The sequence below is a fragment of the Streptococcus sp. CL6.22 genome (assembly GCF_049738055.1).
Classification (GTDB): domain Bacteria; phylum Bacillota; class Bacilli; order Lactobacillales; family Streptococcaceae; genus Streptococcus; species Streptococcus mitis_DJ.
In genome coordinates, this window is the sequence record NZ_JBKOTV010000001.1 from 87,635 (window position 1) to 109,733 (window position 22,099).

A 22,099-nucleotide genomic window follows, 5' to 3' on the forward strand; every position below is an offset into this window, starting at 1 on the left:
AATGATTAATCAAATTTATCAACTAACTAAGCCTAAGTTTATCAATGTCAAATACCAGGAAGAGGCTATTGATCAAGAAAATCATATCCTTATCCGTCCCAACTACATGGCTGTCTGTCATGCGGATCAGCGTTACTACCAAGGAAAACGTGATCCAAAGATTTTGAACAAAAAGCTTCCAATGGCAATGATTCACGAGTCATGTGGAACCGTTATTTCTGATCCGACCGGAACCTATGAGGTTGGGCAAAAAGTTGTCATGATTCCCAATCAGCCTCCTATGCAGAGTGATGAAGAATTCTATGAGAACTACATGACAGGGACCCATTTCTTGTCTAGTGGTTTTGATGGCTTTATGAGAGAGTTTGTTTCTCTCCCTAAAGATCGTGTGGTAGCTTATGATGCTATTGAAGATACGGTTGCAGCGATTACAGAGTTCGTCAGTGTCGGTATGCATGCCATGAATCGTCTATTGACCCTTGCTCATAGCAAGCAGGACCGAATCGCCGTTATCGGAGACGGAAGTTTAGCTTTTGTAGTTGCTAATATTATCAACTATACTTTGCCAGAAGCAGATATTGTGGTTATTGGTCGTCATTGGGAAAAATTGGAACTTTTCTCATTTGCCAAAGAATGCTATATCACTGACAATATTCCTGAAGATTTGGCCTTTGACCATGCTTTTGAATGTTGTGGTGGTGATGGTACTGGACCGGCTATTAATGATTTGATTCGCTATATTCGTCCTCAGGGAACAATCCTTATGATGGGAGTTAGCGAGTATAAAGTCAACATCAATACACGCGATGCCTTAGAAAAAGGCTTGCTCTTGGTTGGTTCCTCTCGTTCTGGTCGCATTGATTTTGAAAATGCAATCCAAATGATGGAAGTCAAGAAATTTGCCAATCGTCTTAAAAATATCCTTTATCTAGAAGAACCCGTAAGAGAAATTAAAGATATTCACCGTGTCTTTGCGACCGATTTAAACACAGCCTTTAAAACCGTGTTTAAGTGGGAAGTATAAGTGCTGGAGGTTAATTGTGGAGAAAATTATTAAAGAAAAAATTTCTTCCTTACTTAGTGAAGAAGAGGAAGTCCTTAGTGTTGAACAACTGGGGGGAATGACCAATCAAAACTATTTGGTCAAAACAACAAATAAGCAATACATCGTTAAGTTCTTTGGTAAAGGGACAGAAAAGCTGATCAATCGTCAAGATGAAAAGTACAATCTTGAACTACTAAAAGATTTAGACTTAGATGTAAAAAATTATCTTTTTGATATTGAAGCTGGTATCAAAGTAAATGAGTATATCGAATCTGCAATCACGCTTGATTCAACGTCAATCAAGACTAAATTTGATAAAATTGCTCCAATATTACAAACCATTCATGCTTCTGGCAAGGAATTAAGGGGAGAATTTGCTCCCTTTGAAGAAATCAAAAAATACGAATCCTTGATTGAGGAAAAAATCCCTTATGCCAACTATGAAGCTGTTCGAGAAGAAGTCTTCTCCTTAGAGAACAGATTGGCTGACTTAGGTGTTGACAGAAAATCTTGTCATATCGATTTGGTGCCTGAAAACTTTATCGAATCACCACAAGGACGACTTTATCTGATTGACTGGGAATATTCATCAATGAACGATCCAATGTGGGATTTGGCTGCTCTCTTTTTAGAGTCTGAATTCACTCTTCAAGAGGAAGAAGACTTCTTGTCTCACTATGAGAGTGAGCAAACACCTGTCTCTCGTGAAAAGATTGCCATTTATAAAATTTTACAAGATGCTATTTGGAGTCTATGGACAGTCTACAAAGAAGAGCAAGGTGCAGATTTTGGTGACTATGGTGTGAGTCGTTACCAAAGAGCTGTTAAAGGTTTGTCCTATTATGGAGGTTCAGATGAAAAATAAAAATGGAGTTTCTTTTGGTCTACTCTCAGGTGTTTTCTGGGGTTTAGGTCTAACGATTAGTGCTTATATCTTTTCGATTTTTACAGATTTGTCACCCTTTGTGGTGGCTGCTGCTCACGATTTCTTGAGTATCTTTATCTTACTAGCTTTTCTTTTAGTAAAAGAAGGAAAAGTTCGTCTCTCAATTTTCTTAAATATTCGCAATGTGAGTGTTATCATCGGAGCCTTGCTAGCCGGTCCAATCGGTATGCAGGCCAACCTTTATGCGGTTAAGTATATCGGAAGTTCCTTAGCGTCATCTGTATCGGCTATCTACCCTGCGATTTCAGTTTTATTGGCTTTCTTCTTTTTGAAGCACAAGATTTCGAAAAATACTGTCTTTGGAATTGTCTTGATTATTGGAGGGATAATTGCTCAGACCTATAAGGTTGAACAGGTCAATTCCTTCTACATTGGGATTCTCTGTGCTTTGGTTTGTGCCATTGCATGGGGGAGTGAAAGTGTCCTTAGCTCCTTTGCCATGGAAAGTGAATTGAGTGAAATCGAAGCTCTCTTAATCCGTCAAGTAACTTCATTCTTATCCTATCTTGTGATTGTGCTCTTCTCTCATCAGTCATTTGCAGAAGTGGCCAATGGACAATTGCTAGGTCTCATGATTGTCTTTGCAGCCTTTGATATGATTTCCTATTTGGCTTATTATATCGCTATCAATCGCTTGCAACCAGCCAAGGCTACAGGCTTGAATGTGAGCTATGTAGTTTGGACTGTCTTGTTCGCAGTTGTTTTCTTGGGTGCACCGCTAGATATGCTGACAATTATTACGTCACTTGTCGTTATTGCTGGAGTTTATATTATTATTAAAGAATAAAGGAGATTCGTGTGAAAGCCATTATCTTAGCAGCGGGATTGGGAACTCGCTTGCGTCCTATGACTGAAAATACCCCTAAAGCCTTGGTTCAGGTTAATCAAAAACCTTTGATTGAATACCAAATTGAGTTTCTCAAAGAAAAAGGAATCAATGACATTATCATCATCGTTGGTTACCTTAAAGAACAATTCGATTACTTAAAAGAAAAATATGGTGTTCGCCTCGTTTTCAATGATAAATACGCTGACTACAATAACTTTTACTCTCTTTATCTTGTAAAAGAAGAATTGGCCAACAGCTATGTTATTGATGCAGATAACTATCTCTTTAAAAATATGTTCCGCAATGATTTGACACGTTCTACTTATTTCAGTGTTTATCGTGAAGATTGTACCAACGAATGGTTCTTGGTCTATGGAGATGACTACAAAGTTCAAGACATTATTGTTGATAGCAAGGCAGGTCGTATCCTTAGTGGTGTATCCTTCTGGGATGCTCCAACTGCAGAAAAGATTGTCAGCTTTATCGACAAGGCTTATGCAAGTGGCGAATTTGTTGATCTCTACTGGGACAATATGGTTAAGGATAATATCAAAGAGCTAGATGTCTATGTTGAAGAATTAGAAGGCAATAGCATCTATGAAATCGATAGTGTCCAAGACTATCATAAATTAGAAGAAATTCTTAAAAACGAAAATTAAAAATTCCAACATCTGGCTGAAATAGTCGGATGTTTTTTGATTTTTTTACGAATAGATAGATGAGTAGAAAAAGAAATGGAGCTATTTATGAAAATCACAAACTATGAAATCTATAAGTTAAAAAAATCAGGTTTGACCAATCAACAGATTTTGAAAGTGCTAGAATACGGTGAAAATGTTGATCAGGAGCTTTTGTTGGGTGATATTGCAGATATATCAGGTTGCCGAAATCCAGCTGTTTTTATGGAACGTTATTTTCAGATAGACGATGCGCATTTGGAGAAGGAGTTCCAAAAATTTCCATCTTTCTCTATTTTAGACGACTGTTATCCTTGGGATTTGAGTGAAATTTATGATGCACCTGTGCTTTTATTTTACAAGGGCAATCTGGACCTCTTGAAATTTCCAAAGGTGGCGGTTGTGGGCAGTCGTGCTTGTAGCAAACAAGGAGCTAAGTCAGTTGAAAAAGTCATTCAAGGTTTAGAAAATGAACTGGTTATTGTCAGTGGATTAGCCAAGGGCATTGACACAGCAGCTCATATGGCAGTCCTGCAGAATGGTGGCAAAACCATTGCAGTGATTGGAACAGGTCTGGATGTATTTTATCCTAAAGCCAATAAACGCTTACAAGACTACATCGGCAATGACCATCTAGTTCTCAGTGAGTATGGACCTGGCGAACAGCCTCTGAAATTTCATTTTCCTGCCCGTAATCGCATCATTGCTGGACTTTGTCGTGGTGTAATCGTCGCAGAGGCTAAGATGCGCTCAGGTAGTCTTATTACCTGTGAGCGAGCAATGGAAGAAGGGCGCGATGTCTTTGCTATTCCTGGTAGCATTTTAGATGGACTATCAGACGGTTGCCATCATTTGATCCAAGAAGGAGCAAAATTGGTCACCAGTGGGCAGGATGTTCTTGCGGAATTTGAATTTTAATACTCTTCGAAAATCTCTTCAAACCACGTCAGCTTCACCTTGCCGTACTCAAGTACAGCCTGCGGCTAGCTTCCTAGTTTGCTCTTTGATTTTCATTGACTATAAGAAGAAAGTCCGCTTACTAGACAAACTTTTCTTCTATATATAGGAGCTAAGTCTTGACAGTTATGGCAAAATGGTTTACACTTTATAAAGTTTATTACTTTGAAAAGGTGTGATACTGTGGCTACGGCAACAAAAAAGAAAAAATCAACAGTTAAAAAAAATCTAGTAATCGTGGAGTCGCCTGCTAAGGCGAAAACGATTGAGAAATATCTAGGCAGAAACTACAAGGTTTTAGCCAGTGTCGGGCATATCCGTGATTTGAAGAAATCCAGTATGTCCGTCGATATTGAAAATAATTATGAACCGCAATATATCAATATCCGAGGAAAAGGTCCTCTTATTAATGACTTGAAAAAAGAAGCTAAAAAAGCTAATAAAGTCTTTCTGGCGAGTGACCCGGACCGTGAAGGAGAAGCGATTTCTTGGCATTTGGCTCACATTCTCAACTTAGATGAAAATGATGCCAACCGTGTGGTCTTCAATGAAATCACCAAAGATGCTGTCAAAAATGCTTTTAAAGAACCGCGTAAGATTGATATGGACTTGGTCGATGCTCAACAAGCACGCCGTGTCCTGGATCGCTTGGTAGGCTATTCGATTTCGCCTATTTTGTGGAAAAAGGTCAAGAAGGGCTTGTCAGCAGGTCGCGTTCAGTCTATTGCGCTTAAGTTAATCATTGACCGTGAGAATGAAATTAATGTCTTTCAGCCTGAAGAATACTGGACAATTGATGCTGTCTTTAAAAAGGGAACCAAGCAATTTCAGGCATCCTTCTATGGAGTAGATGGCAAAAAGCTGAAACTGACTAGCAATGATGAGGTCAAGGAAGTCTTGTCTCGTCTGACTAGTAAAGACTTTTCAGTGGATCAGGTGGATAAGAAAGAGCGCAAACGCAATGCTCCATTACCTTATACTACTTCATCTATGCAGATGGATGCTGCCAATAAAATCAATTTCCGTACTCGAAAGACCATGATGGTTGCCCAACAGCTCTATGAAGGGATTAATATTGGTTCTGGTGTCCAAGGTTTGATTACTTATATGCGTACTGATTCGACCCGTATCAGTCCTGTAGCCCAAAATGAAGCTGCAAATTTCATTACGGATCGTTTTGGTAGCAAGTATTCTAAGCATGGTAGCAAGGTTAAAAATGCTGCAGGTGCTCAGGATGCCCATGAGGCTATTCGCCCGTCTAGCGTTTTTAATACACCTGAAAGTATTGCTAAGTATCTGGACAAGGACCAGCTCAAGCTCTATACCCTTATCTGGAATCGTTTTGTGGCTAGCCAGATGACAGCTGCTGTCTTTGATACTATGGCTGTTAAATTGTCGCAAAATGGAGTTCAATTTGCTGCCAATGGTAGTCAGGTTAAGTTTGATGGTTATCTTGCCATTTATAATGATTCTGACAAGAATAAGATGCTACCAGATATGGCTGTTGGAGATGTTGTTAAACAGGTCAATAGCAAACCAGAGCAACATTTTACTCAACCGCCTGCCCGTTATTCTGAAGCGACACTGATCAAGACCTTGGAGGAAAATGGGGTTGGCCGTCCGTCAACCTACGCACCAACCATTGAAACTATTCAGAAACGTTATTATGTTCGCCTTGTAGCCAAACGTTTTGAACCAACAGAGTTGGGAGAAATTGTTAATAAGCTCATCGTTGAATATTTCCCAGATATCGTAAACGTAACCTTTACAGCTGAAATGGAAGGCAAGCTAGATGATGTCGAAGTCGGAAAAGAGCAGTGGCAACGTGTTATTGATGCCTTTTACAAACCATTTTCTAAAGAAGTGGCCAAGGCTGAAGAAGAAATGGAGAAAATCCAGATTAAGGATGAACCCGCTGGATTTGATTGTGAAGTGTGTGGCAGTCCAATGGTCATTAAACTTGGTCGTTTTGGTAAGTTCTACGCTTGTAGCAATTTCCCAGATTGCCGTCATACTCAAGCAATCGTGAAAGAAATCGGTGTAGAGTGTCCAAGTTGTCATCAGGGACAAATCATTGAGCGTAAAACAAAACGTAACCGCCTTTTCTATGGTTGTAATCGCTATCCAGAATGTGAATTTACCTCTTGGGATAAGCCTGTTGGTCGTGACTGTCCAAAATGTGGCAACTTTCTTATGGAGAAAAAAGTCCGTGGTGGTGGCAAGCAGGTTGTTTGTAGCAAAGGCGACTACGAGGAAGAAAAGATTAAATAAGAGGAGTTTCCTGAAAGTTAATTTCAGGCTCTTTTGGTTAGAACTTGACAAAATTCACCATTGTATGCGAAACTAGAAGAAGATTATTTTATACTCAATGAAAATCAAAGAGCAAACTAGGAAACTAGCCGCAGGTTGCTCAAAGCACTGCTTTGAGGTTGCAGATAAGACTGACGAAGTCAGGAACCATACCTACGTCAAGGCGACGTTGACGCGGTTTGAAGAGATTTTCGAAGAGTATTAACTAGGAGAAGTTATGCGTCTTATCTATCTAATAATTGGTTTTTTATCACTAGCCTTGGCTATTATTGGGGTTGTTTTACCCTTGTTGCCTACAACGCCTTTTCTTTTGTTGTCTATTGCTTGTTTTTCAAGAAGTTCCAAGCGCTTCGAAGATTGGCTTTATCATACCAAGCTCTATCAGAGTTATGTAGCTGATTTTCGCGAGACTAAGTCCATTGCGCGTGAACGAAAGAAAAAAATCATCGTATCTATCTACATCTTGATGGGAATTTCCATTTATTTTGCCCCTCTCTTACCAGTCAAAATCGGTCTGGGAGCCTTGACTATCTTTATCACCTATTATCTCTTCAAGGTCATTCCAGACAAAGAATAAGTAAAATTTGTAACTATTTCCCTTGATAAAAATGAAAGCATATTCACAACAATATGATATAATAAATTCAAAGTAATACTCAAGGAGAATCAAATGATTTACGAATTTTGTGCTGAAAATGTGACCTTGCTTGAAAAAGCGATGCAGGCTGGAGCTCGTCGAATCGAACTCTGTGACAATCTAGCAGTTGGTGGGACAACGCCCAGCTATGGAGTGACCAAGGCAGCGGTTGAATTGGCAGCTAACTACGATACGACCATCATTACCATGATTCGTCCACGTGGTGGCGACTTTGTCTATAATGAACTAGAAATTGCTATTATGCTAGAAGATATTCGTTTGACTGCTCATGCTGGAAGTCAAGGGGTTGTTTTTGGAGCTTTAACTGCTGGTAAGAAGTTGGATAAGCCTAATCTTGAAAAGTTAATTGCTGCATCAAAAGGAATGGAAATTGTCTTCCACATGGCCTTTGATGAATTGAGCGATGAAAATCAACTGGAAGCTATTGACTGGCTTAGTCAAGCTGGAGTCACTCGTATCCTAACTCGTGCTGGTGTGTCTGGCGACTCCTTAGAAAAACGTTTTGCTCACTATCACAGAATTTTGGAGCACGCTAAAGATAAAATTGAAATTCTACCAGGTGGGGGGATTGACCTTGACAACCGTCAGACCTTTATCGACCAGCTGGGCGTGACACAATTGCACGGAACTAAGGTTGTCTTTTAAAAAATAGAAAGGAACTGCTAGCTTTGGGTAGCAGTTTTCACTTATGTTTGAAATTTTTAAATCCTATCAATTTAATCAAGAAAAGGCTAGTGCTTATGGTTTTGTAGAAAATGGGGGAGTCTGGACCTATAGTTGCCAGATTTTGCAAGGTGACTTTGTCATGACTGTATCCATCACTGCTGATAATGTGAGTTTTCAAGTCCTTGACCAGGAAACCGGTGACCTCTATCCACAAGTCCATATGGAAAGTTTTAAAGGAAGTTTTGTTGCAAGTGTCCGTGAGGCTTGTCTGGAGATTCTCTACCAGATTCGGAAGGCTTGTTTTGATGTACAGGATTTTATCTGTCCTCAGACTAAACGAATCATGACTCAAGTTCAGGAAAAGTATGGCAATCAGTTGGAGTATTTGTGGGAGAAGTCGCCTGATACAGCAGTGTTAAGACATGAAGACAATAAGAAGTGGTATGCTGTTGTGATGAGAATACCTTGGGATAGGCTAGAAAAGGGCAGAGAAGGACAGGTGGAAGCAGTCAACCTCAAACACGACCAAGTAGTGGACTTGCTTTCACAAAATGGCATTTATCCAGCTTTTCATATGAATAGGAGATACTGGATTAGTGTGGCACTTGATGATACGTTGTCAGATGAAATAGTACTGGAATTGATTGAAAAAAGTTGGAATTTAACTTCTAAAAAATAAAACTTTTCAAGGATTTTCAAGAACTTTCAATTAGCGAAATATTCTCTACTGAAGAAATTTTCAGAAAATAATAGATTTTTTCTTGACAAGTATTTTTGCCTATGCTAAAATACTAAACAAGATATCAAACGAAGGAGAAAGTCAAGCATGAAAACAGCTAAGTTTAATCAATTTGCTTTGTTGTTGAGGTACTCGGGCTAGTGCAAAAAGCATTAGTCCTGTTTGGCTTACCAAGCGGGAGTAAATCAACATCTCGCTTGGACTTCTAAGCGAGATGTTTTTTTAAAACCACATTTGGGAAAGGGGAAATCTTATGCGTAAAGTTGAATTTTTTGATACAAGTCTTCGTGATGGGGAACAAACACCTGGTGTTAACTTCTCAATAAAGGAAAAAGTTTCCATTGCAAGACAGCTGGAGAAATGGGGTATTTCAGCCATAGAAGCTGGTTTTCCAGCGGCTAGTCCAGACTCATTTACGGCAGTTCAGGAGATTGCTAAGGTCTTAAAGAAAACAGCGATAACTGGTTTGGCACGCTCTGTCAAGTCTGATATTGATGCTTGTTATGAAGCCCTCAAGGATGCCAAATATCCACAGGTTCACGTCTTTATCGCTACCAGTCCGATACACCGAAAGTATAAGCTCAATAAGAGCAAGGAAGAGATTCTAGAAGCTATTAAGGAGCATGTTTCTTATGCCCGTTCTAAGTTTGAGATAGTTGAATTCTCTCCAGAGGATGCGACTAGAACAGAGTTGGATTTCCTCTTAGAAGTTGTTCAAACAGCGGTTGATGCAGGTGCAACTTATATCAATATCCCTGATACGGTAGGATTTACCACACCAGAGGAATACGGTGCTATCTTCAAACACTTGATTGAGAATGTCAAGACAGATCGTCAGATTGTCTATTCGCCTCACTGCCACGATGACCTTGGAATGGCAGTGGCAAATAGCCTTGCTGCTGTCAAGAATGGGGCAGGACGTGTCGAAGGGACTATCAACGGTATTGGTGAGCGAGCTGGCAATGCTGCCTTGGAAGAAATAGCAGTTGCTCTCAATATTCGCCAAGATTACTACCAAGCAGAAACCAGTATTGTTTTAAATGAAACAATCAATACGTCAGAAATGGTTTCTCGCTTCTCAGGTATTCCAGTTCCTAAAAACAAGGCTGTGGTCGGTGGCAATGCCTTTTCTCACGAATCTGGTATTCACCAAGACGGAGTCCTTAAAAATCCTCTTACCTATGAAATCATCACTCCTGAATTGGTCGGTGTCAAGAGTAACAGCCTCCCACTTGGAAAATTGTCTGGTCGCCATGCCTTTGTTGAGAAACTAAGAGAACTGGCTCTAGACTTTACAGAAGAGGACATCAAACCACTCTTTGCTAAGTTCAAGGAGCTAGCTGATAAAAAGCAAGAAATCACAGATGCAGATATTCGAGCTATGGTAGCTGGAACCGTGGTTGAAAATCCAGAAGGCTTCCACTTTGATGATTTACAACTTCAAACTCATGAGGATAATAACATCGAAGCGCTTGTTAGCCTAGCTAATATGGATGGTGAGAAAGTTGAGTTCAATGCGACAGGACAAGGTTCTGTTGAAGCAATCTTTAACGCTATCGATAAGTTCTTTAACCAATCCGTCCGTTTGGTGTCTTACACTATTGACGCGGTGACAGATGGAATTGATGCCCAAGCTCGGGTCTTGGTAACTGTTGAAAACAGAGATACAGAAACCATCTTTAACGCAACAGGTCTTGATTTCGATGTGTTGAAGGCTTCGGCTATTGCTTATATCAATGCTAATACCTTTGTTCAAAAAGAGAATGCTGGTGAGATGGGACGTAGTGTTTCCTATCGAGATATGCCTAGTGTGTAAAGGAGAATGCTATGACAAAAAAAATAGTAGCTCTAGCAGGGGACGGAATTGGCCCAGAAATCATGGAGGCTGGTTTAGAGGTTCTGGAAGCTCTAGCTGAAAAAACAGGTTTTGACTATGAGATTGATAGACGACCTTTTGGAGGTGCAGGTATCGATGCTGCAGGGCATCCCTTACCTGATGAAACTCTCAAGGCATGTCGTGAAGCAGATGCCATTCTCCTAGCGGCTATCGGTAGTCCCCAGTATGATAGTGCAACGGTTCGGCCTGAACAAGGCTTGCTAGCTCTCCGTAAGGAACTCAATCTCTATGCTAATATTCGCCCTGTTAAGATTTTTGAGAGTCTCAAGCATTTGTCACCACTAAAATCAGAACGAATTGCTGGTGTAGACTTTGTCGTGGTGCGTGAGTTGACAGGCGGGATTTACTTTGGAGATCATATCCTTAAAGAGCTCAAAGCGCGTGATATTAACGACTATAGCTATGAGGAGGTGGAACGGATTCTTCGCAAAGCCTTTGAAATTGCAAGAAATCGCAGAAAAATCATTACCAGCATCGATAAGCAAAATGTGTTAGCAACTTCAAAACTCTGGCGGAAAGTAGCTGAGAAGGTCGCACAGGATTTCCCAGATGTGACCTTGGAACATCAGCTGGTGGACTCAGCTGCCATGCTTATGATTACCAATCCTGCTAAGTTTGATGTTATTGTAACGGAGAATCTTTTTGGAGATATTCTCTCTGATGAATCAAGCGTTCTATCTGGCACACTTGGGGTTATGCCATCAGCCAGTCACTCTGAAAAGGGTCCAAGTCTCTATGAACCTATTCACGGTTCAGCTCCTGATATTGCTGGTCAAGGCATTGCAAATCCTATCTCCATGATTTTATCAGTGGCCATGATGTTGAGAGATAGTTTTGGTCGTTATGAGGATGCAGAGCGTATTGAGCGTGCTGTTGAAGCTAGTTTAGCGGCTGGCATTTTAACAAGAGATATAGGTGGACAGGCTTCGACTAAGGAAATGACAGAAGCTATTATTGCAAGGTTATGAAGTTAGACGAAAGAATTACTCTAGTCCTTTTGATTTGGAATGTCATGGTTTTCTTGATTTATGGCATTGACAAATCTAAGGCAAGGAGAAGAGTTTGGCGCATCCCAGAGAAAATCTTACTCATTTTAGCCTTTACTTGTGGTGGTTTTGGTGCCTGTTTGGCAGGAATCATCTTTCACCATAAGACTCGAAAATGGTATTTTAAAACAGTTTGGTTTCTCGGGATGGTGTCCACACTAGTAGCCTTATATGTTATTTGGAGGTAATGGATGGCAGGAAAATCGATTTTTGATAAATTATGGGACCGTCATGTCATCACAGGAGAAGAGGGGCAGCCCCAACTCATGTATGTGGACCAGCACTATATTCATGAAGTGACCAGTCCTCAAGCTTTTCAAGGATTACGAGATGCAGGTCGTAGATTGAGACGACCAGACTTGACATTTGGAACCTTTGACCACAACGTCCCGACGGTCAATATCTACGATATTCGAGATGTGATTTCTAAGGCTCAAATTGATAAGCTGGCTGAAAATGTTGAGGAATTTGGGATCGAACATGCTGCCCACGGTTCTGAAAAACAAGGAATTGTTCACATGGTTGGTCCAGAAACAGGAAGAACTCAACCAGGAAAATTCATTGTCTGTGGAGATAGCCATACGGCAACCCACGGAGCTTTCGGAGCGATCGCCTTTGGAATTGGAACTAGTGAGGTCGAACATGTCTTTGCGACACAGACCCTCTGGCAGGTCAAACCCAAGAAAATGCTGGTGGAATTTACAGGTGTTCCTCAAAAAGGAGTTTATTCCAAGGATTTCATTTTAGCCTTGATTGCCAAGTACGGCGTTGCCTGTGGAGTTGGCTATGTGGTGGAATATAGGGGTCAGGCTATTGATGCACTGAGCATGGAAGAGCGCATGACCATCTGCAATATGTCCATCGAGTTTGGATCCAAGATGGGAATCATGAATCCGGATCAAACCACCTATGACTATCTCAAGGGACGAGAATGTGTTCCAGAGGACTTTGAAGAGGCTGTGGCGGATTGGAAAACAATTATCAGTGATGATGATGCTGTTTATGATAAGGTTATCCAGATGGATGTCTCAGGATTGGCTCCCATGGTGACCTGGGGAACTAATCCTGCTATGGGTGTTGACTTTGACAGTAGCTTTCCAGAAATTAAGGATATGAATGATGAGCGAGCCTACAATTACATGGACTTGGAGCCTGGTCAAAAGCCAGCAGATATTGAACTAGGCTATATCTTTATCGGGTCTTGTACTAATGCTCGTCTCAGCGATTTGCAACTGGCTGCGCGATTTGTTGAAGGGAAGAAAATAGCTCCTAATTTAACAGCTATCGTAGTTCCAGGCTCTCGTCCTGTCAAACGAGCTGCTGAGAAGTTGGGCTTAGACAAGGTCTTTCTAGACGCTGGTTTTGAGTGGAGAGACCCAGGATGCTCTATGTGCCTAGGGATGAATCCTGATAAGGTTCCAGATGGTGTCCACTGTGCCTCAACCAGCAATCGTAACTTTGAAGACAGACAGGGCTTTGGTGCTAAGACTCATCTCTGTAGTCCAGCTATGGCAGCTGCGGCAGCTATTGCAGGGCGTTTCGTAGATGTTCGGCAAATGCCAGAAGCCCAGTAAGGAGAGGATATGGAAAAATTCACAGTTTATACGGGAACGACTGTTCCTCTCATGAATGATAACATCGACACTGACCAAATCTTACCCAAGCAGTTTCTCAAGTTAATTGATAAAAAAGGCTTTGGTAAGTACCTCATGTATGCTTGGCGTTATCTGGACGACAAGTATACTGAGGACCCAGACTTTGTCTTTAACCGACCTGAATATCGGAAAGCCAGTATTCTCATCTCAGGGGATAACTTTGGCGCAGGGTCTTCGAGGGAACACGCAGCTTGGGCTCTAGCGGACTATGGTTTTAAGGTCGTGATTGCAGGGTCTTTTGGTGATATTCATTACAATAATGAACTCAATAATGGCATGTTGCCTATTGTTCAGCCCAGAGATGTTCGAGAGAAACTAGCTCAGCTACAACCAAGTGATCAGGTAACTGTGGACTTGGAACAACAAAAAATCATCTCACCAGTGGGAGAATTCACTTTTGAAATTGACAGCGAGTGGAAACACAAGCTCTTAAATGGTTTGGATGATATCGGTATTACCTTGCAGTATGAAGATTTGATTGCTGCTTATGAAAAACAACGACCAGCCTACTGGCAGGATTAGAAGAAAAATAGAAAAGGAAATAGAACTATGACAAAACACATTCAATGGAACGGAACACTTTCACAAGAAGGCTATGATATTTTAAAAGGTGAGGGCGGATGTATCGTTTGTCCTACAAAAGTTGGCTACATTATTATGACTAGCGATAAGGCAGGACTTGAACGCAAGTTTGAAGCTAAAGAGCGTAACCGTAACAAACCAGGTGTTGTTCTCTGCGGTAGCATGGATGAGCTTCGCGCTTTAGCACAACTCAACCCAGAAATTGAAGCCTTTTACCAAAAACATTGGGACGAAGACATTCTTCTTGGTTGTATCCTTCCTTGGAAACCAGAAGCCTTTGAAAAACTAAAAGCATACGGTGATGGCCGTGAAGAACTTATGACTGATGTGCGTGGTACGAGCTGTTTCGTTATCAAATTTGGGAAAGCTGGTGAACAATTGGCTGCCAAACTTTGGGAAGAAGGCAAGATGGTTTATGCCTCATCAGCTAACCCATCTGGAAAAGGAAACCGTGGTAAAGTAGAAGGTATTGGAGAACGTATCGAAGGGGCAGTGGACCTTGTCATTGAGGCAGATGACTACGTTGCTTCTATCCAGCCTGACAAAACGATTGAAACGCGCTATGAGCAAGGTGTGATGGTCTCTATGGTTGATAAAGACGGCAAACTCATCCCAGAACAAGGAGGAGCTCGTTCAACATCACCAGCACCAGTTGTAATCCGTAAAGGGCTTGACATTGATAAAATCATGATGCACCTGTCAGACACCTTTAACTCATGGGACTACCGTCAGGGGGAGTATTATTAGAATGTAGAAGAAGTGGGGAGAAAAACAATTTCCCCTCTTTTTTCTATTTACGCAAGAAAAATCCGAACATTATATTTTAATTTATAAAATTATTTGACAAAATCTGTACTTTAGTTTATAATGAATTAAGGAAACGTCGGAAAAGGCGTAGAGATGCGCAAGCATAGGTAGGTCATTACAAAAGAAACGAGACATCGATATGTTAAATGAATTTCCAATTTTTGATTACGAAGATATTCAATTGATTCCAAATAAATGTGTCATTAAAAGCCGTGCAGAAGCAGATACAAGTGTCACTCTAGGAAATCACACCTTTAAACTACCTGTTGTGCCAGCTAATATGCAGACGATTTTGGATGAAAATGTAGCAGAGCAACTTGCTAAAGGTGGTTACTTTTACATTATGCACCGTTTTGATGAGGCAGGACGCATTCCTTTTATTAAACGCATGCACGATCAAGGGCTCATTGCTTCTATTTCTGTCGGTGTTAAGGACTATGAGTATGATTTTGTTAGCCAGCTCAAGGCTGATGCTCCTGAATATATCACGATTGACATCGCTCATGGTCATGCAGATAGCGTGATTTCTATGATTCAACACATTAAGAAAGAATTGCCAGATACCTTTGTCATTGCTGGAAATGTGGGAACACCAGAAGCTGTGCGTGAATTGGAAAATGCTGGTGCGGATGCTACTAAGATCGGAATCGGTCCTGGTAAGGTTTGTATTACCAAGGTTAAGACTGGTTTTGGTACAGGTGGTTGGCAGTTGGCTGCCCTACGCTGGTGTGCCAAGGCTGCTCGTAAACCGATTATCGCAGATGGTGGAATTCGTACTCACGGTGATATTGCCAAGTCTATCCGTTTCGGTGCCAGCATGGTTATGATTGGTTCCCTCTTTGCAGGACACATCGAAAGTCCAGGGAAAACGATTGAAGTTGATGGTGAACAGTTCAAAGAGTACTACGGTTCAGCTTCACAATATCAAAAAGGTGCTTACAAAAATGTGGAAGGCAAACGTATCTTACTTCCTGCCAAAGGTCACTTGCAAGATACTTTAACTGAGATGGAACAAGACCTTCAAAGTGCTATTTCATACGCAGGTGGACGTCAGGTTGCTGACCTTAAACACGTTGATTATGTGATCGTGAAAAACTCTATTTGGAATGGGGATGCTTCCCACTAAGACGGGCTATCCGTCTAGAAAAAAACTTGTTATTAGAGCAAATTTTTGTTATAATAAAACAAGTTTCCACCCTTAGTGTAATGGATATCACGTAAGATTCCGGTTCTTGAGATGGGGGTTCGATTCCCTCAGGGTGGATGTAAACATCCTAAAAAAGCCTTTAATAGGGCTTTTTTCTTTATCTTTCCCCAAATTTGCCTCTAAAACTGAAAACATTATTCTAAAGAATACCCAAATCTCTTCCAGTCCCGTTTTAGAGTGACTCAGGGGGCTTTTTTTGATATAATAAAAAGGACTGTTATCAGTTAGAAAGAGGTTGGTATGAAAGAATTACAAACTGTACTAAAGAACCATTTTGCAATCGAATTTGCAGACAAAAATTTACTGGAGACTGCCTTTACTCATACGAGTTATGCCAATGAGCACCGCCTCTTAAAAATTTCACACAATGAACGCTTGGAATTTTTAGGAGACGCTGTTCTACAGTTATTGATTTCAGAATATCTGTATAAAAAATATCCTAAAAAGCCTGAGGGTGACTTGTCTAAACTCCGTGCCATGATTGTCCGCGAGGAGAGTTTGGCTGGTTTTGCGCGTGATTGCCAGTTTGATCAGTTTATCAAGCTGGGTAAGGGGGAAGAAAAGTCTGGTGGACGCAATCGTGACACCATTCTTGGTGATGCCTTTGAAGCTTTTCTTGGTGCCCTCCTTTTGGACAAGGATGTGGCCAAGGTCAAGGAATTTATCTATCAAGTCATGATTCCTAAGGTTGAAGCAGGAGAGTTTGAGATGATTACAGACTACAAAACCCATCTCCAAGAGTTACTTCAGGTCAATGGCGATGTAGCTATTCGTTATCAGGTGATTTCTGAAACGGGTCCTGCCCACGATAAGGTCTTTGATGTAGAAGTTCTTGTCGAAGGTAAGAGCATTGGTCAAGGTCAAGGTCGTTCTAAGAAACTAGCAGAGCAGGAAGCTGCCAAAAATGCCGTTGAGAAAGGGCTGGATTCATGTATTTAAAGGAAATCGAAATTCAGGGATTCAAGTCTTTTGCTGACAAGACTAAGGTCGTTTTTGACCAAGGAGTGACTGCAGTTGTTGGTCCCAATGGATCTGGAAAGTCCAATATTACAGAAAGTCTGCGTTGGGCTTTGGGGGAGTCAAGTGTTAAGAGTCTCCGTGGAGGCAAGATGCCGGATGTCATCTTTGCCGGAACAGAGAGTCGCAAACCGCTCAATTATGCTTCTGTAGTTGTGACTCTCGATAATCATGACGGATTTATCAAGGATGCAGGTCAAGAAATCAGGGTAGAACGCCATATCTATCGTAGTGGTGATAGCGAATACAAGATTGACGGCAAGAAAGTTCGTCTTCGTGATATTCATGATCTTTTCATGGATACAGGTTTGGGACGAGATTCCTTCTCTATCATTTCCCAAGGGAAGGTTGAGGAGATTTTCAACTCCAAGCCTGAAGAACGCAGAGCTATTTTTGAAGAAGCTGCTGGAGTTTTGAAATACAAGACTCGTAGAAAAGAGACTGAGAGCAAATTGCAACAAACTCAGGATAATCTGGATCGTCTTGAAGACATTATCTACGAGTTGGACAATCAAATCAAGCCTCTTGAGAAGCAAGCTGAAAATGCCCGTAAGTTTTTAGACTTGGAAGGTCAACGTAAGGCTATTTATTTAGACGTTCTGGTTGCTCAAATTAAGGAAAATAAGACTGAACTAGAATCGACAGAAGAAGAGTTGGCTCAGGTTCAGGAACTCTTGACTAGTTATTACCAAAAGCGTGAAAAATTAGAAGAAGAAAACCAAACTCTTAAAAAGCAACGCCAAGATTTACATGCTGAAATGACCAAAGATCAGGGCAGTTTGATGGACTTGGCTAGTCTGATTAGTGATTTAGAGAGAAAATTAGCCCTATCGAAATTAGAATTTGAGCAAGTAGCCCTGAATCAACAGGAAGCACAAGCCCGTTTGGCTGCTTTAGAGGATAAAAGAAATTCACTCAGCAAAGAAAAGTCTGATAAAGAAAGTTCTTTAGCTCTCTTAGAGGAAAATCTAGTCCAAAATAATCAAAAACTCAATCGTTTAGAAGCTGAATTGTTGGCTTTTTCAGATGATCCTGATCAGATGATTGAGCTTCTACGTGAACGCTTTGTAGCTCTTTTACAAGAAGAAGCGGATGTCTCAAACCAACTCACCCGCATCGAGAATGAGTTGGAAAATAGTCGTCAGCTTTCTCAAAAACAAGCAGATCAATTAGAAAAGTTGAAAGAACAGTTGGCCACAGCTAAAGAGAAGGCTAGTCAGCAAAAGGCGGATCTTGAAACTGCCAAGGAGCAAGTTCAAAAATTATTGGCTGACTATCAAGCTATTGCCAAGGAGCAAGAGGAGCAGAAATCTTCCTATCAAGCTCAACAAAGTCAACTATTTGACCGTCTGGATAATCTCAAAAACAAGCAGGCCAGAGCTCAGAGTTTGGAAAATATTCTGAGAAATCATAGTAACTTTTATGCAGGTGTTAAGAGTGTTCTCCAAGAAAAAGCTCGCCTTGGTGGTATTATTGGGGCAGTCAGTGAGCATCTGACCTTTGATGTGCATTATCAAACTGCTCTAGAGATTGCGCTTGGAGCTAGCAGTCAGCATATCATTGTAGAAGATGAGGGGGCGGCAACTAAGGCGATTGATTTCCTCAAACGAAACAGAGCTGGTCGTGCAACCTTCCTTCCTTTGACAACGATCAAGGCGCGTACGATTTCTAGTCAGAACCAAGATGCTATCTCTGCAAGTCCAGGTTTCCTTGGTATGGCAGATGACTTGGTGACATTCGATAATAGGTTGGAAGCTATTTTCAAGAACTTGCTAGCTACGACGGCTATTTTTGATACCGTAGAACACGCGCGTGCAGCAGCTCGTCAGGTTCGTTATCAGGTTCGTATGGTGACATTGGACGGTACAGAGTTGCGCACAGGTGGCTCTTACGCAGGTGGTGCTAATCGCCAGAATAACAGTATTTTCATCAAGCCAGAGCTGGAGCAATTGCAAAAAGAAATTGCTAAAGAAGAAGCAAGCTTGCGTACAGATGAAGCGAGTTTGAAGAACTTGCAAGATGAGATGGCTAGATTGACAGAAAGATTAGAAGCAATCAAATCTCAGGGTGAGCAGGCTCGTATTCAGGAGCAGGGCTTGTCCCTCGCTTATCAGCAGACCAGTCATCAAGTTGAAGAACTGGAAACTCTTTGGAAACTCCAAGAAGAGGAATTAAATCGTCTTTCTGAGGGAGATTGGCAAGCAGATAAGGAAAAATGCCAAGAGCGACTTGCTACTATTTCCAGTGACAAGCAAAATCTGGAAGCTGAGATTGAAGAGATTAAGTCTAATAAAAATGCCATCCAAGAACGTTATCAGAACTTGCAAGAACAGGTAGCGCAAGCTCGCTTGCTTAAGACAGAACTACAAGGGCAAAAACGTTATGAAGTAGCTGATATTGACCGTCTAGGCAAGGAATTGAATAATCTAGATATCGAACAAGAGGAAATCCAGCGCCTTCTTCAAGAAAAGGTTGATAATCTGGAGAAGGTTGATACAGATTTGCTCAGTCAACAGGTAGAAGAAGCCAAAACTCAGAAAACAAACCTCCAACAAGGTTTAATTCGCAAGCAGTTTGAGTTGGATGATATTGAAGGTCAACTGGATGATATTGCTAGTCATTTGGATCAGGCTCGCCAGCAGAATGAAGAGTGGATTCGCAAGCAAACACGTGCTGAAGCTAAGAAAGAAAAGGTCAGCGAGCGCTTACGTCATCTACAAAGCCAATTAACAGACCAGTATCAGATTAGCTATACTGAAGCTTTAGAAAATGCGCATGAGTTGGAAAATCTCAATCTGGCAGAGCAAGAGGTGCAGGACTTAGAGAAGGCTATTCGTTCGCTGGGTCCGGTCAACTTGGAAGCTATTGACCAGTACGAAGAAGTTCACAACCGTCTGGACTTTCTAAATAGTCAGCGAGATGATATTTTATCAGCGAAAAGTCTGCTTCTTGAAACCATCACAGAGATGAATGATGAGGTCAAGGAACGCTTTAAGTCAACCTTTGAAGCTATTCGTGAGTCCTTCAAAGTGACCTTCAAACAGATGTTTGGTGGAGGTCAGACAGACTTGATATTGACTGAGGGAGACCTTTTAACAGCTGGTGTGGAGATTTCTGTTCAACCTCCAGGTAAGAAAATCCAGTCGCTTAACCTCATGAGTGGTGGTGAAAAAGCTCTGTCAGCTCTAGCTTTGCTTTTCTCTATCATTCGAGTTAAGACTATCCCATTTGTCATCTTGGATGAGGTAGAGGCTGCACTAGATGAAGCTAATGTTAAGCGTTTTGGGGATTACCTCAACCGCTTTGACAAGGACAGCCAGTTTATCGTTGTGACCCACCGTAAGGGAACCATGGCAGCGGCTGATTCTATCTATGGAGTGACTATGCAAGAATCAGGTGTCTCAAAAATTGTTTCGGTGAAGTTAAAAGATTTAGAAAGTATTGAAGGATGACAATTAAACTAGTAGCAACGGATATGGACGGAACCTTTCTAGATGGGAATGGGCGCTTTGATATGGACCGCCTCAAATCTCTCTTGGTTTCCTACAAGGAAAAAGGGATTTACTTTGCGGTAGCTTCAGGGCGCGGATTTCTGTCTCTAGAAAAATTATTTGCTGATGTTCGTGATGACATTATTTTCATCGCGGAAAATGGCAGTTTGGTAGAATATCAAGGTCAGGACTTGTATGAAGCGACTATGTCTCGTGACTTTTATCTATCAACTTTTGAAATGCTGAAAACTTCACCTTATGTAGATATCAATAAACTGCTCTTGACGGGAAAAAAGGGAGCTTATGTTCTAGATACGGTTGATGAGACCTATTTGAAAGTGAGCCAGCACTATAATGAAAATATCCAAAAAGTAGCGAGTTTGGAAGATATCACAGATGACATTTTCAAATTTACAACCAACTTCACAGAAGAAACGCTAGAAGCTGGGGAAGCTTGGGTCAATGAAAACGTTCCTGGTGTTAAGGCCATGACAACTGGTTTTGAATCCATTGATATTGTTCTGGACTATGTCGATAAGGGTGTGGCTATTGTTGAATTAGCTAAAAAACTTGGTATCACAATGGATCAGGTCATGGCTTTTGGAGACAATCTAAATGACTTGCATATGATGCAGGTTGTGGGACATCCTGTAGCTCCTGAAAATGCACGACCAGAGATTTTAGAATTAGCAGAAACTGTGATTGGTCACCATAAGGACCAGTCGGTTATAGCTTATATGGAGGGCTTATAATGGCAGATATAAAATTGATTGCATTGGACTTGGACGGGACCTTGCTGACTACTGATAAAAGGCTGACGGATCGTACCAAGGCAACCCTGAAAGCTGCGCGTGATCGTGGTATCAAGGTTGTATTGACAACTGGTCGTCCCTTAAAAGCCATGGATTTCTTTCTCCATGAGCTAGGGACTGACGGCCACGAAGATGAGTATACGATTACTTTTAATGGTGGTTTGGTTCAGAAAAATACAGGTGAAATCCTTGATAAGACAGTCTTTTCATATGATGATGTGGCACGCTTGTATGAAGAAACAGAGAAATTATCACTGCCTCTTGATGCTATCTCAGAAGGAACTGTTTATCAAATTCACTCCGACCAAGAAAGTCTTTATGCCAAATTTAATCCAGCTTTGACCTTTGTTCCAGTGGATTTTGAAGACTTATCTAGTCAAATGACTTACAATAAATGCGTGACTGCCTTTGCTCAAGAACCCTTGGATGAAGCCATTCAGAAGATTTCTCCGGAATTGTTTGACCAATATGAAATCTTTAAATCACGGGAAATGTTGCTAGAGTGGTCACCAAAGAATGTTCATAAAGCAACAGGTTTGGCAAAACTGATCAGCCATCTAGGAATCGACCAAAGCCAAGTCATGGCCTGTGGTGACGAGGCAAATGACCTCTCAATGATTGAATGGGCAGGGCTCGGTGTTGCCATGCAAAACGCTGTTCCTGAAGTCAAGGCAGTCGCAAATGTAGTGACACCAATGACCAATGATGAAGAGGCTGTCGTCTGGGCTATCGAAGAATATGTGCTAAAGGAGAACTAA

Annotated in this window: 20 protein-coding genes and 1 tRNA gene; all 21 read left to right on the forward strand. The window is 41.2% G+C overall.

Annotation, left to right across the window (positions count from 1 at the left end; genetic code table 11):
• Position 1: 1 nt before the first annotated feature.
• Positions 2 to 1,024 carry a ribitol-5-phosphate dehydrogenase gene (locus ACLNCW_RS00455; protein ID WP_424845179.1) on the forward strand — a complete coding sequence of 341 codons (1,023 nt, stop codon included), beginning with the start codon at positions 2 to 4 and terminating at the stop codon, positions 1,022 to 1,024.
• Positions 1,025 to 1,040: 16 nt separating this feature from the next.
• A complete protein-coding gene (locus tag ACLNCW_RS00460; protein ID WP_424845180.1) occupies positions 1,041 to 1,910 on the forward strand; it encodes a phosphotransferase in 870 nt (289 codons plus the stop codon).
• Positions 1,900 to 2,778, forward strand: coding sequence for a DMT family transporter (locus ACLNCW_RS00465; protein WP_000791850.1), 879 nt, complete (start codon positions 1,900 to 1,902; stop codon positions 2,776 to 2,778). The genes ACLNCW_RS00460 and ACLNCW_RS00465 overlap by 11 nt, the downstream gene beginning before the upstream one ends.
• Before the next feature lie 11 nt (positions 2,779 to 2,789).
• On the forward strand, positions 2,790 to 3,479 hold the full coding sequence (locus tag ACLNCW_RS00470) for a sugar phosphate nucleotidyltransferase (RefSeq protein ID WP_000643965.1): 690 nt from the start codon (positions 2,790 to 2,792) through the stop codon (positions 3,477 to 3,479).
• An 87-nt stretch (positions 3,480 to 3,566) separates the two neighbouring features.
• Positions 3,567 to 4,415, forward strand: coding sequence for a DNA-processing protein DprA (gene dprA / locus ACLNCW_RS00475; RefSeq protein WP_424845181.1), 849 nt, complete (start codon positions 3,567 to 3,569; stop codon positions 4,413 to 4,415).
• A 222-nt stretch (positions 4,416 to 4,637) separates the two neighbouring features.
• Complete coding sequence (gene topA / locus ACLNCW_RS00480; protein ID WP_045611818.1) at positions 4,638 to 6,725, forward strand: type I DNA topoisomerase; 2,088 nt, start codon at positions 4,638 to 4,640, stop codon at positions 6,723 to 6,725.
• A gap of 256 nt (positions 6,726 to 6,981) precedes the next feature.
• Entirely contained in the window at positions 6,982 to 7,341 is a 360-nt protein-coding gene (locus ACLNCW_RS00485; RefSeq protein WP_045611815.1) for a YbaN family protein, read from the forward strand.
• A 93-nt stretch (positions 7,342 to 7,434) separates the two neighbouring features.
• Complete coding sequence (locus ACLNCW_RS00490) at positions 7,435 to 8,067, forward strand: copper homeostasis protein CutC (protein WP_045611814.1); 633 nt, start codon at positions 7,435 to 7,437, stop codon at positions 8,065 to 8,067.
• Between the two features lie 43 nt (positions 8,068 to 8,110).
• Entirely contained in the window at positions 8,111 to 8,767 is a 657-nt protein-coding gene (locus ACLNCW_RS00495) for an MmcQ/YjbR family DNA-binding protein (protein ID WP_424845182.1), read from the forward strand.
• Between the two features lie 313 nt (positions 8,768 to 9,080).
• Entirely contained in the window at positions 9,081 to 10,643 is a 1,563-nt protein-coding gene (locus ACLNCW_RS00500; protein WP_150922370.1) for a 2-isopropylmalate synthase, read from the forward strand.
• An 11-nt stretch (positions 10,644 to 10,654) separates the two neighbouring features.
• Positions 10,655 to 11,692 (forward strand): 3-isopropylmalate dehydrogenase, encoded by a 1,038-nt coding sequence (gene leuB, locus ACLNCW_RS00505; RefSeq protein ID WP_261049699.1) that lies wholly within the window; start codon positions 10,655 to 10,657, stop codon positions 11,690 to 11,692.
• The gene (locus ACLNCW_RS00510; protein WP_261049698.1) at positions 11,689 to 11,958 is read left to right on the forward strand and encodes a DUF1294 domain-containing protein; all 270 of its coding nucleotides are present in this window, start codon (positions 11,689 to 11,691) and stop codon (positions 11,956 to 11,958) included. Before leuB ends, ACLNCW_RS00510 begins: the two co-directional genes overlap by 4 nt.
• 3 nt (positions 11,959 to 11,961) lie before the next feature.
• Positions 11,962 to 13,344: a 3-isopropylmalate dehydratase large subunit gene (leuC, locus tag ACLNCW_RS00515; protein ID WP_261077849.1), complete on the forward strand. Its 1,383-nt coding sequence runs from the start codon at positions 11,962 to 11,964 to the stop codon at positions 13,342 to 13,344.
• Between the two features lie 9 nt (positions 13,345 to 13,353).
• Entirely contained in the window at positions 13,354 to 13,947 is a 594-nt protein-coding gene (leuD, locus tag ACLNCW_RS00520; RefSeq protein ID WP_261096121.1) for a 3-isopropylmalate dehydratase small subunit, read from the forward strand.
• Between the two features lie 27 nt (positions 13,948 to 13,974).
• Positions 13,975 to 14,754, forward strand: a complete 780-nt coding sequence (locus ACLNCW_RS00525; protein ID WP_000160505.1) for an L-threonylcarbamoyladenylate synthase — start codon at positions 13,975 to 13,977, stop codon at positions 14,752 to 14,754.
• 199 nt (positions 14,755 to 14,953) lie between these two features.
• Positions 14,954 to 15,940 (forward strand): GMP reductase, encoded by a 987-nt coding sequence (locus ACLNCW_RS00530; RefSeq protein WP_020902801.1) that lies wholly within the window; start codon positions 14,954 to 14,956, stop codon positions 15,938 to 15,940.
• A gap of 66 nt (positions 15,941 to 16,006) precedes the next feature.
• Positions 16,007 to 16,078: transfer RNA gene (locus ACLNCW_RS00535), tRNA-Arg, on the forward strand.
• A 183-nt stretch (positions 16,079 to 16,261) separates the two neighbouring features.
• Positions 16,262 to 16,960: a ribonuclease III gene (rnc, locus tag ACLNCW_RS00540; RefSeq protein WP_000661487.1), complete on the forward strand. Its 699-nt coding sequence runs from the start codon at positions 16,262 to 16,264 to the stop codon at positions 16,958 to 16,960.
• The gene (gene smc / locus ACLNCW_RS00545) at positions 16,951 to 20,490 is read left to right on the forward strand and encodes a chromosome segregation protein SMC (protein ID WP_424845183.1); all 3,540 of its coding nucleotides are present in this window, start codon (positions 16,951 to 16,953) and stop codon (positions 20,488 to 20,490) included. Before rnc ends, smc begins: the two co-directional genes overlap by 10 nt.
• A complete protein-coding gene (locus ACLNCW_RS00550) occupies positions 20,487 to 21,281 on the forward strand; it encodes an HAD family hydrolase (protein ID WP_265476084.1) in 795 nt (264 codons plus the stop codon). The genes smc and ACLNCW_RS00550 overlap by 4 nt, the downstream gene beginning before the upstream one ends.
• Positions 21,281 to 22,099 carry a Cof-type HAD-IIB family hydrolase gene (locus tag ACLNCW_RS00555; protein WP_424845184.1) on the forward strand — a complete coding sequence of 273 codons (819 nt, stop codon included), beginning with the start codon at positions 21,281 to 21,283 and terminating at the stop codon, positions 22,097 to 22,099. Before ACLNCW_RS00550 ends, ACLNCW_RS00555 begins: the two co-directional genes overlap by 1 nt.

Excerpts from the sequence above, each read along its gene's own strand:
- ACLNCW_RS00510 (WP_261049698.1), top strand. The coding sequence starts at position 11,689 with ATGAAGTTAGACGAAAGAATTACTCTAGTCCTTTTGATTTGGAATGTC.
- ACLNCW_RS00550 (WP_265476084.1), top strand. The coding sequence starts at position 20,487 with ATGACAATTAAACTAGTAGCAACGGATATGGACGGAACCTTTCTAGAT.
- ACLNCW_RS00555 (WP_424845184.1), top strand. The coding sequence starts at position 21,281 with ATGGCAGATATAAAATTGATTGCATTGGACTTGGACGGGACCTTGCTG.
- ACLNCW_RS00500 (WP_150922370.1), top strand. The coding sequence starts at position 9,081 with ATGCGTAAAGTTGAATTTTTTGATACAAGTCTTCGTGATGGGGAACAA.
- rnc (WP_000661487.1), top strand. The coding sequence starts at position 16,262 with ATGAAAGAATTACAAACTGTACTAAAGAACCATTTTGCAATCGAATTT.
- ACLNCW_RS00485 (WP_045611815.1), top strand. The coding sequence starts at position 6,982 with ATGCGTCTTATCTATCTAATAATTGGTTTTTTATCACTAGCCTTGGCT.
- ACLNCW_RS00455 (WP_424845179.1), top strand. The coding sequence starts at position 2 with ATGATTAATCAAATTTATCAACTAACTAAGCCTAAGTTTATCAATGTC.
- smc (WP_424845183.1), top strand. The coding sequence starts at position 16,951 with ATGTATTTAAAGGAAATCGAAATTCAGGGATTCAAGTCTTTTGCTGAC.
- ACLNCW_RS00495 (WP_424845182.1), top strand. The coding sequence starts at position 8,111 with ATGTTTGAAATTTTTAAATCCTATCAATTTAATCAAGAAAAGGCTAGT.
- leuC (WP_261077849.1), top strand. The coding sequence starts at position 11,962 with ATGGCAGGAAAATCGATTTTTGATAAATTATGGGACCGTCATGTCATC.
- ACLNCW_RS00490 (WP_045611814.1), top strand. The coding sequence starts at position 7,435 with ATGATTTACGAATTTTGTGCTGAAAATGTGACCTTGCTTGAAAAAGCG.
- leuB (WP_261049699.1), top strand. The coding sequence starts at position 10,655 with ATGACAAAAAAAATAGTAGCTCTAGCAGGGGACGGAATTGGCCCAGAA.
- leuD (WP_261096121.1), top strand. The coding sequence starts at position 13,354 with ATGGAAAAATTCACAGTTTATACGGGAACGACTGTTCCTCTCATGAAT.
- ACLNCW_RS00465 (WP_000791850.1), top strand. The coding sequence starts at position 1,900 with ATGAAAAATAAAAATGGAGTTTCTTTTGGTCTACTCTCAGGTGTTTTC.
- ACLNCW_RS00530 (WP_020902801.1), top strand. The coding sequence starts at position 14,954 with ATGTTAAATGAATTTCCAATTTTTGATTACGAAGATATTCAATTGATT.
- dprA (WP_424845181.1), top strand. The coding sequence starts at position 3,567 with ATGAAAATCACAAACTATGAAATCTATAAGTTAAAAAAATCAGGTTTG.
- ACLNCW_RS00525 (WP_000160505.1), top strand. The coding sequence starts at position 13,975 with ATGACAAAACACATTCAATGGAACGGAACACTTTCACAAGAAGGCTAT.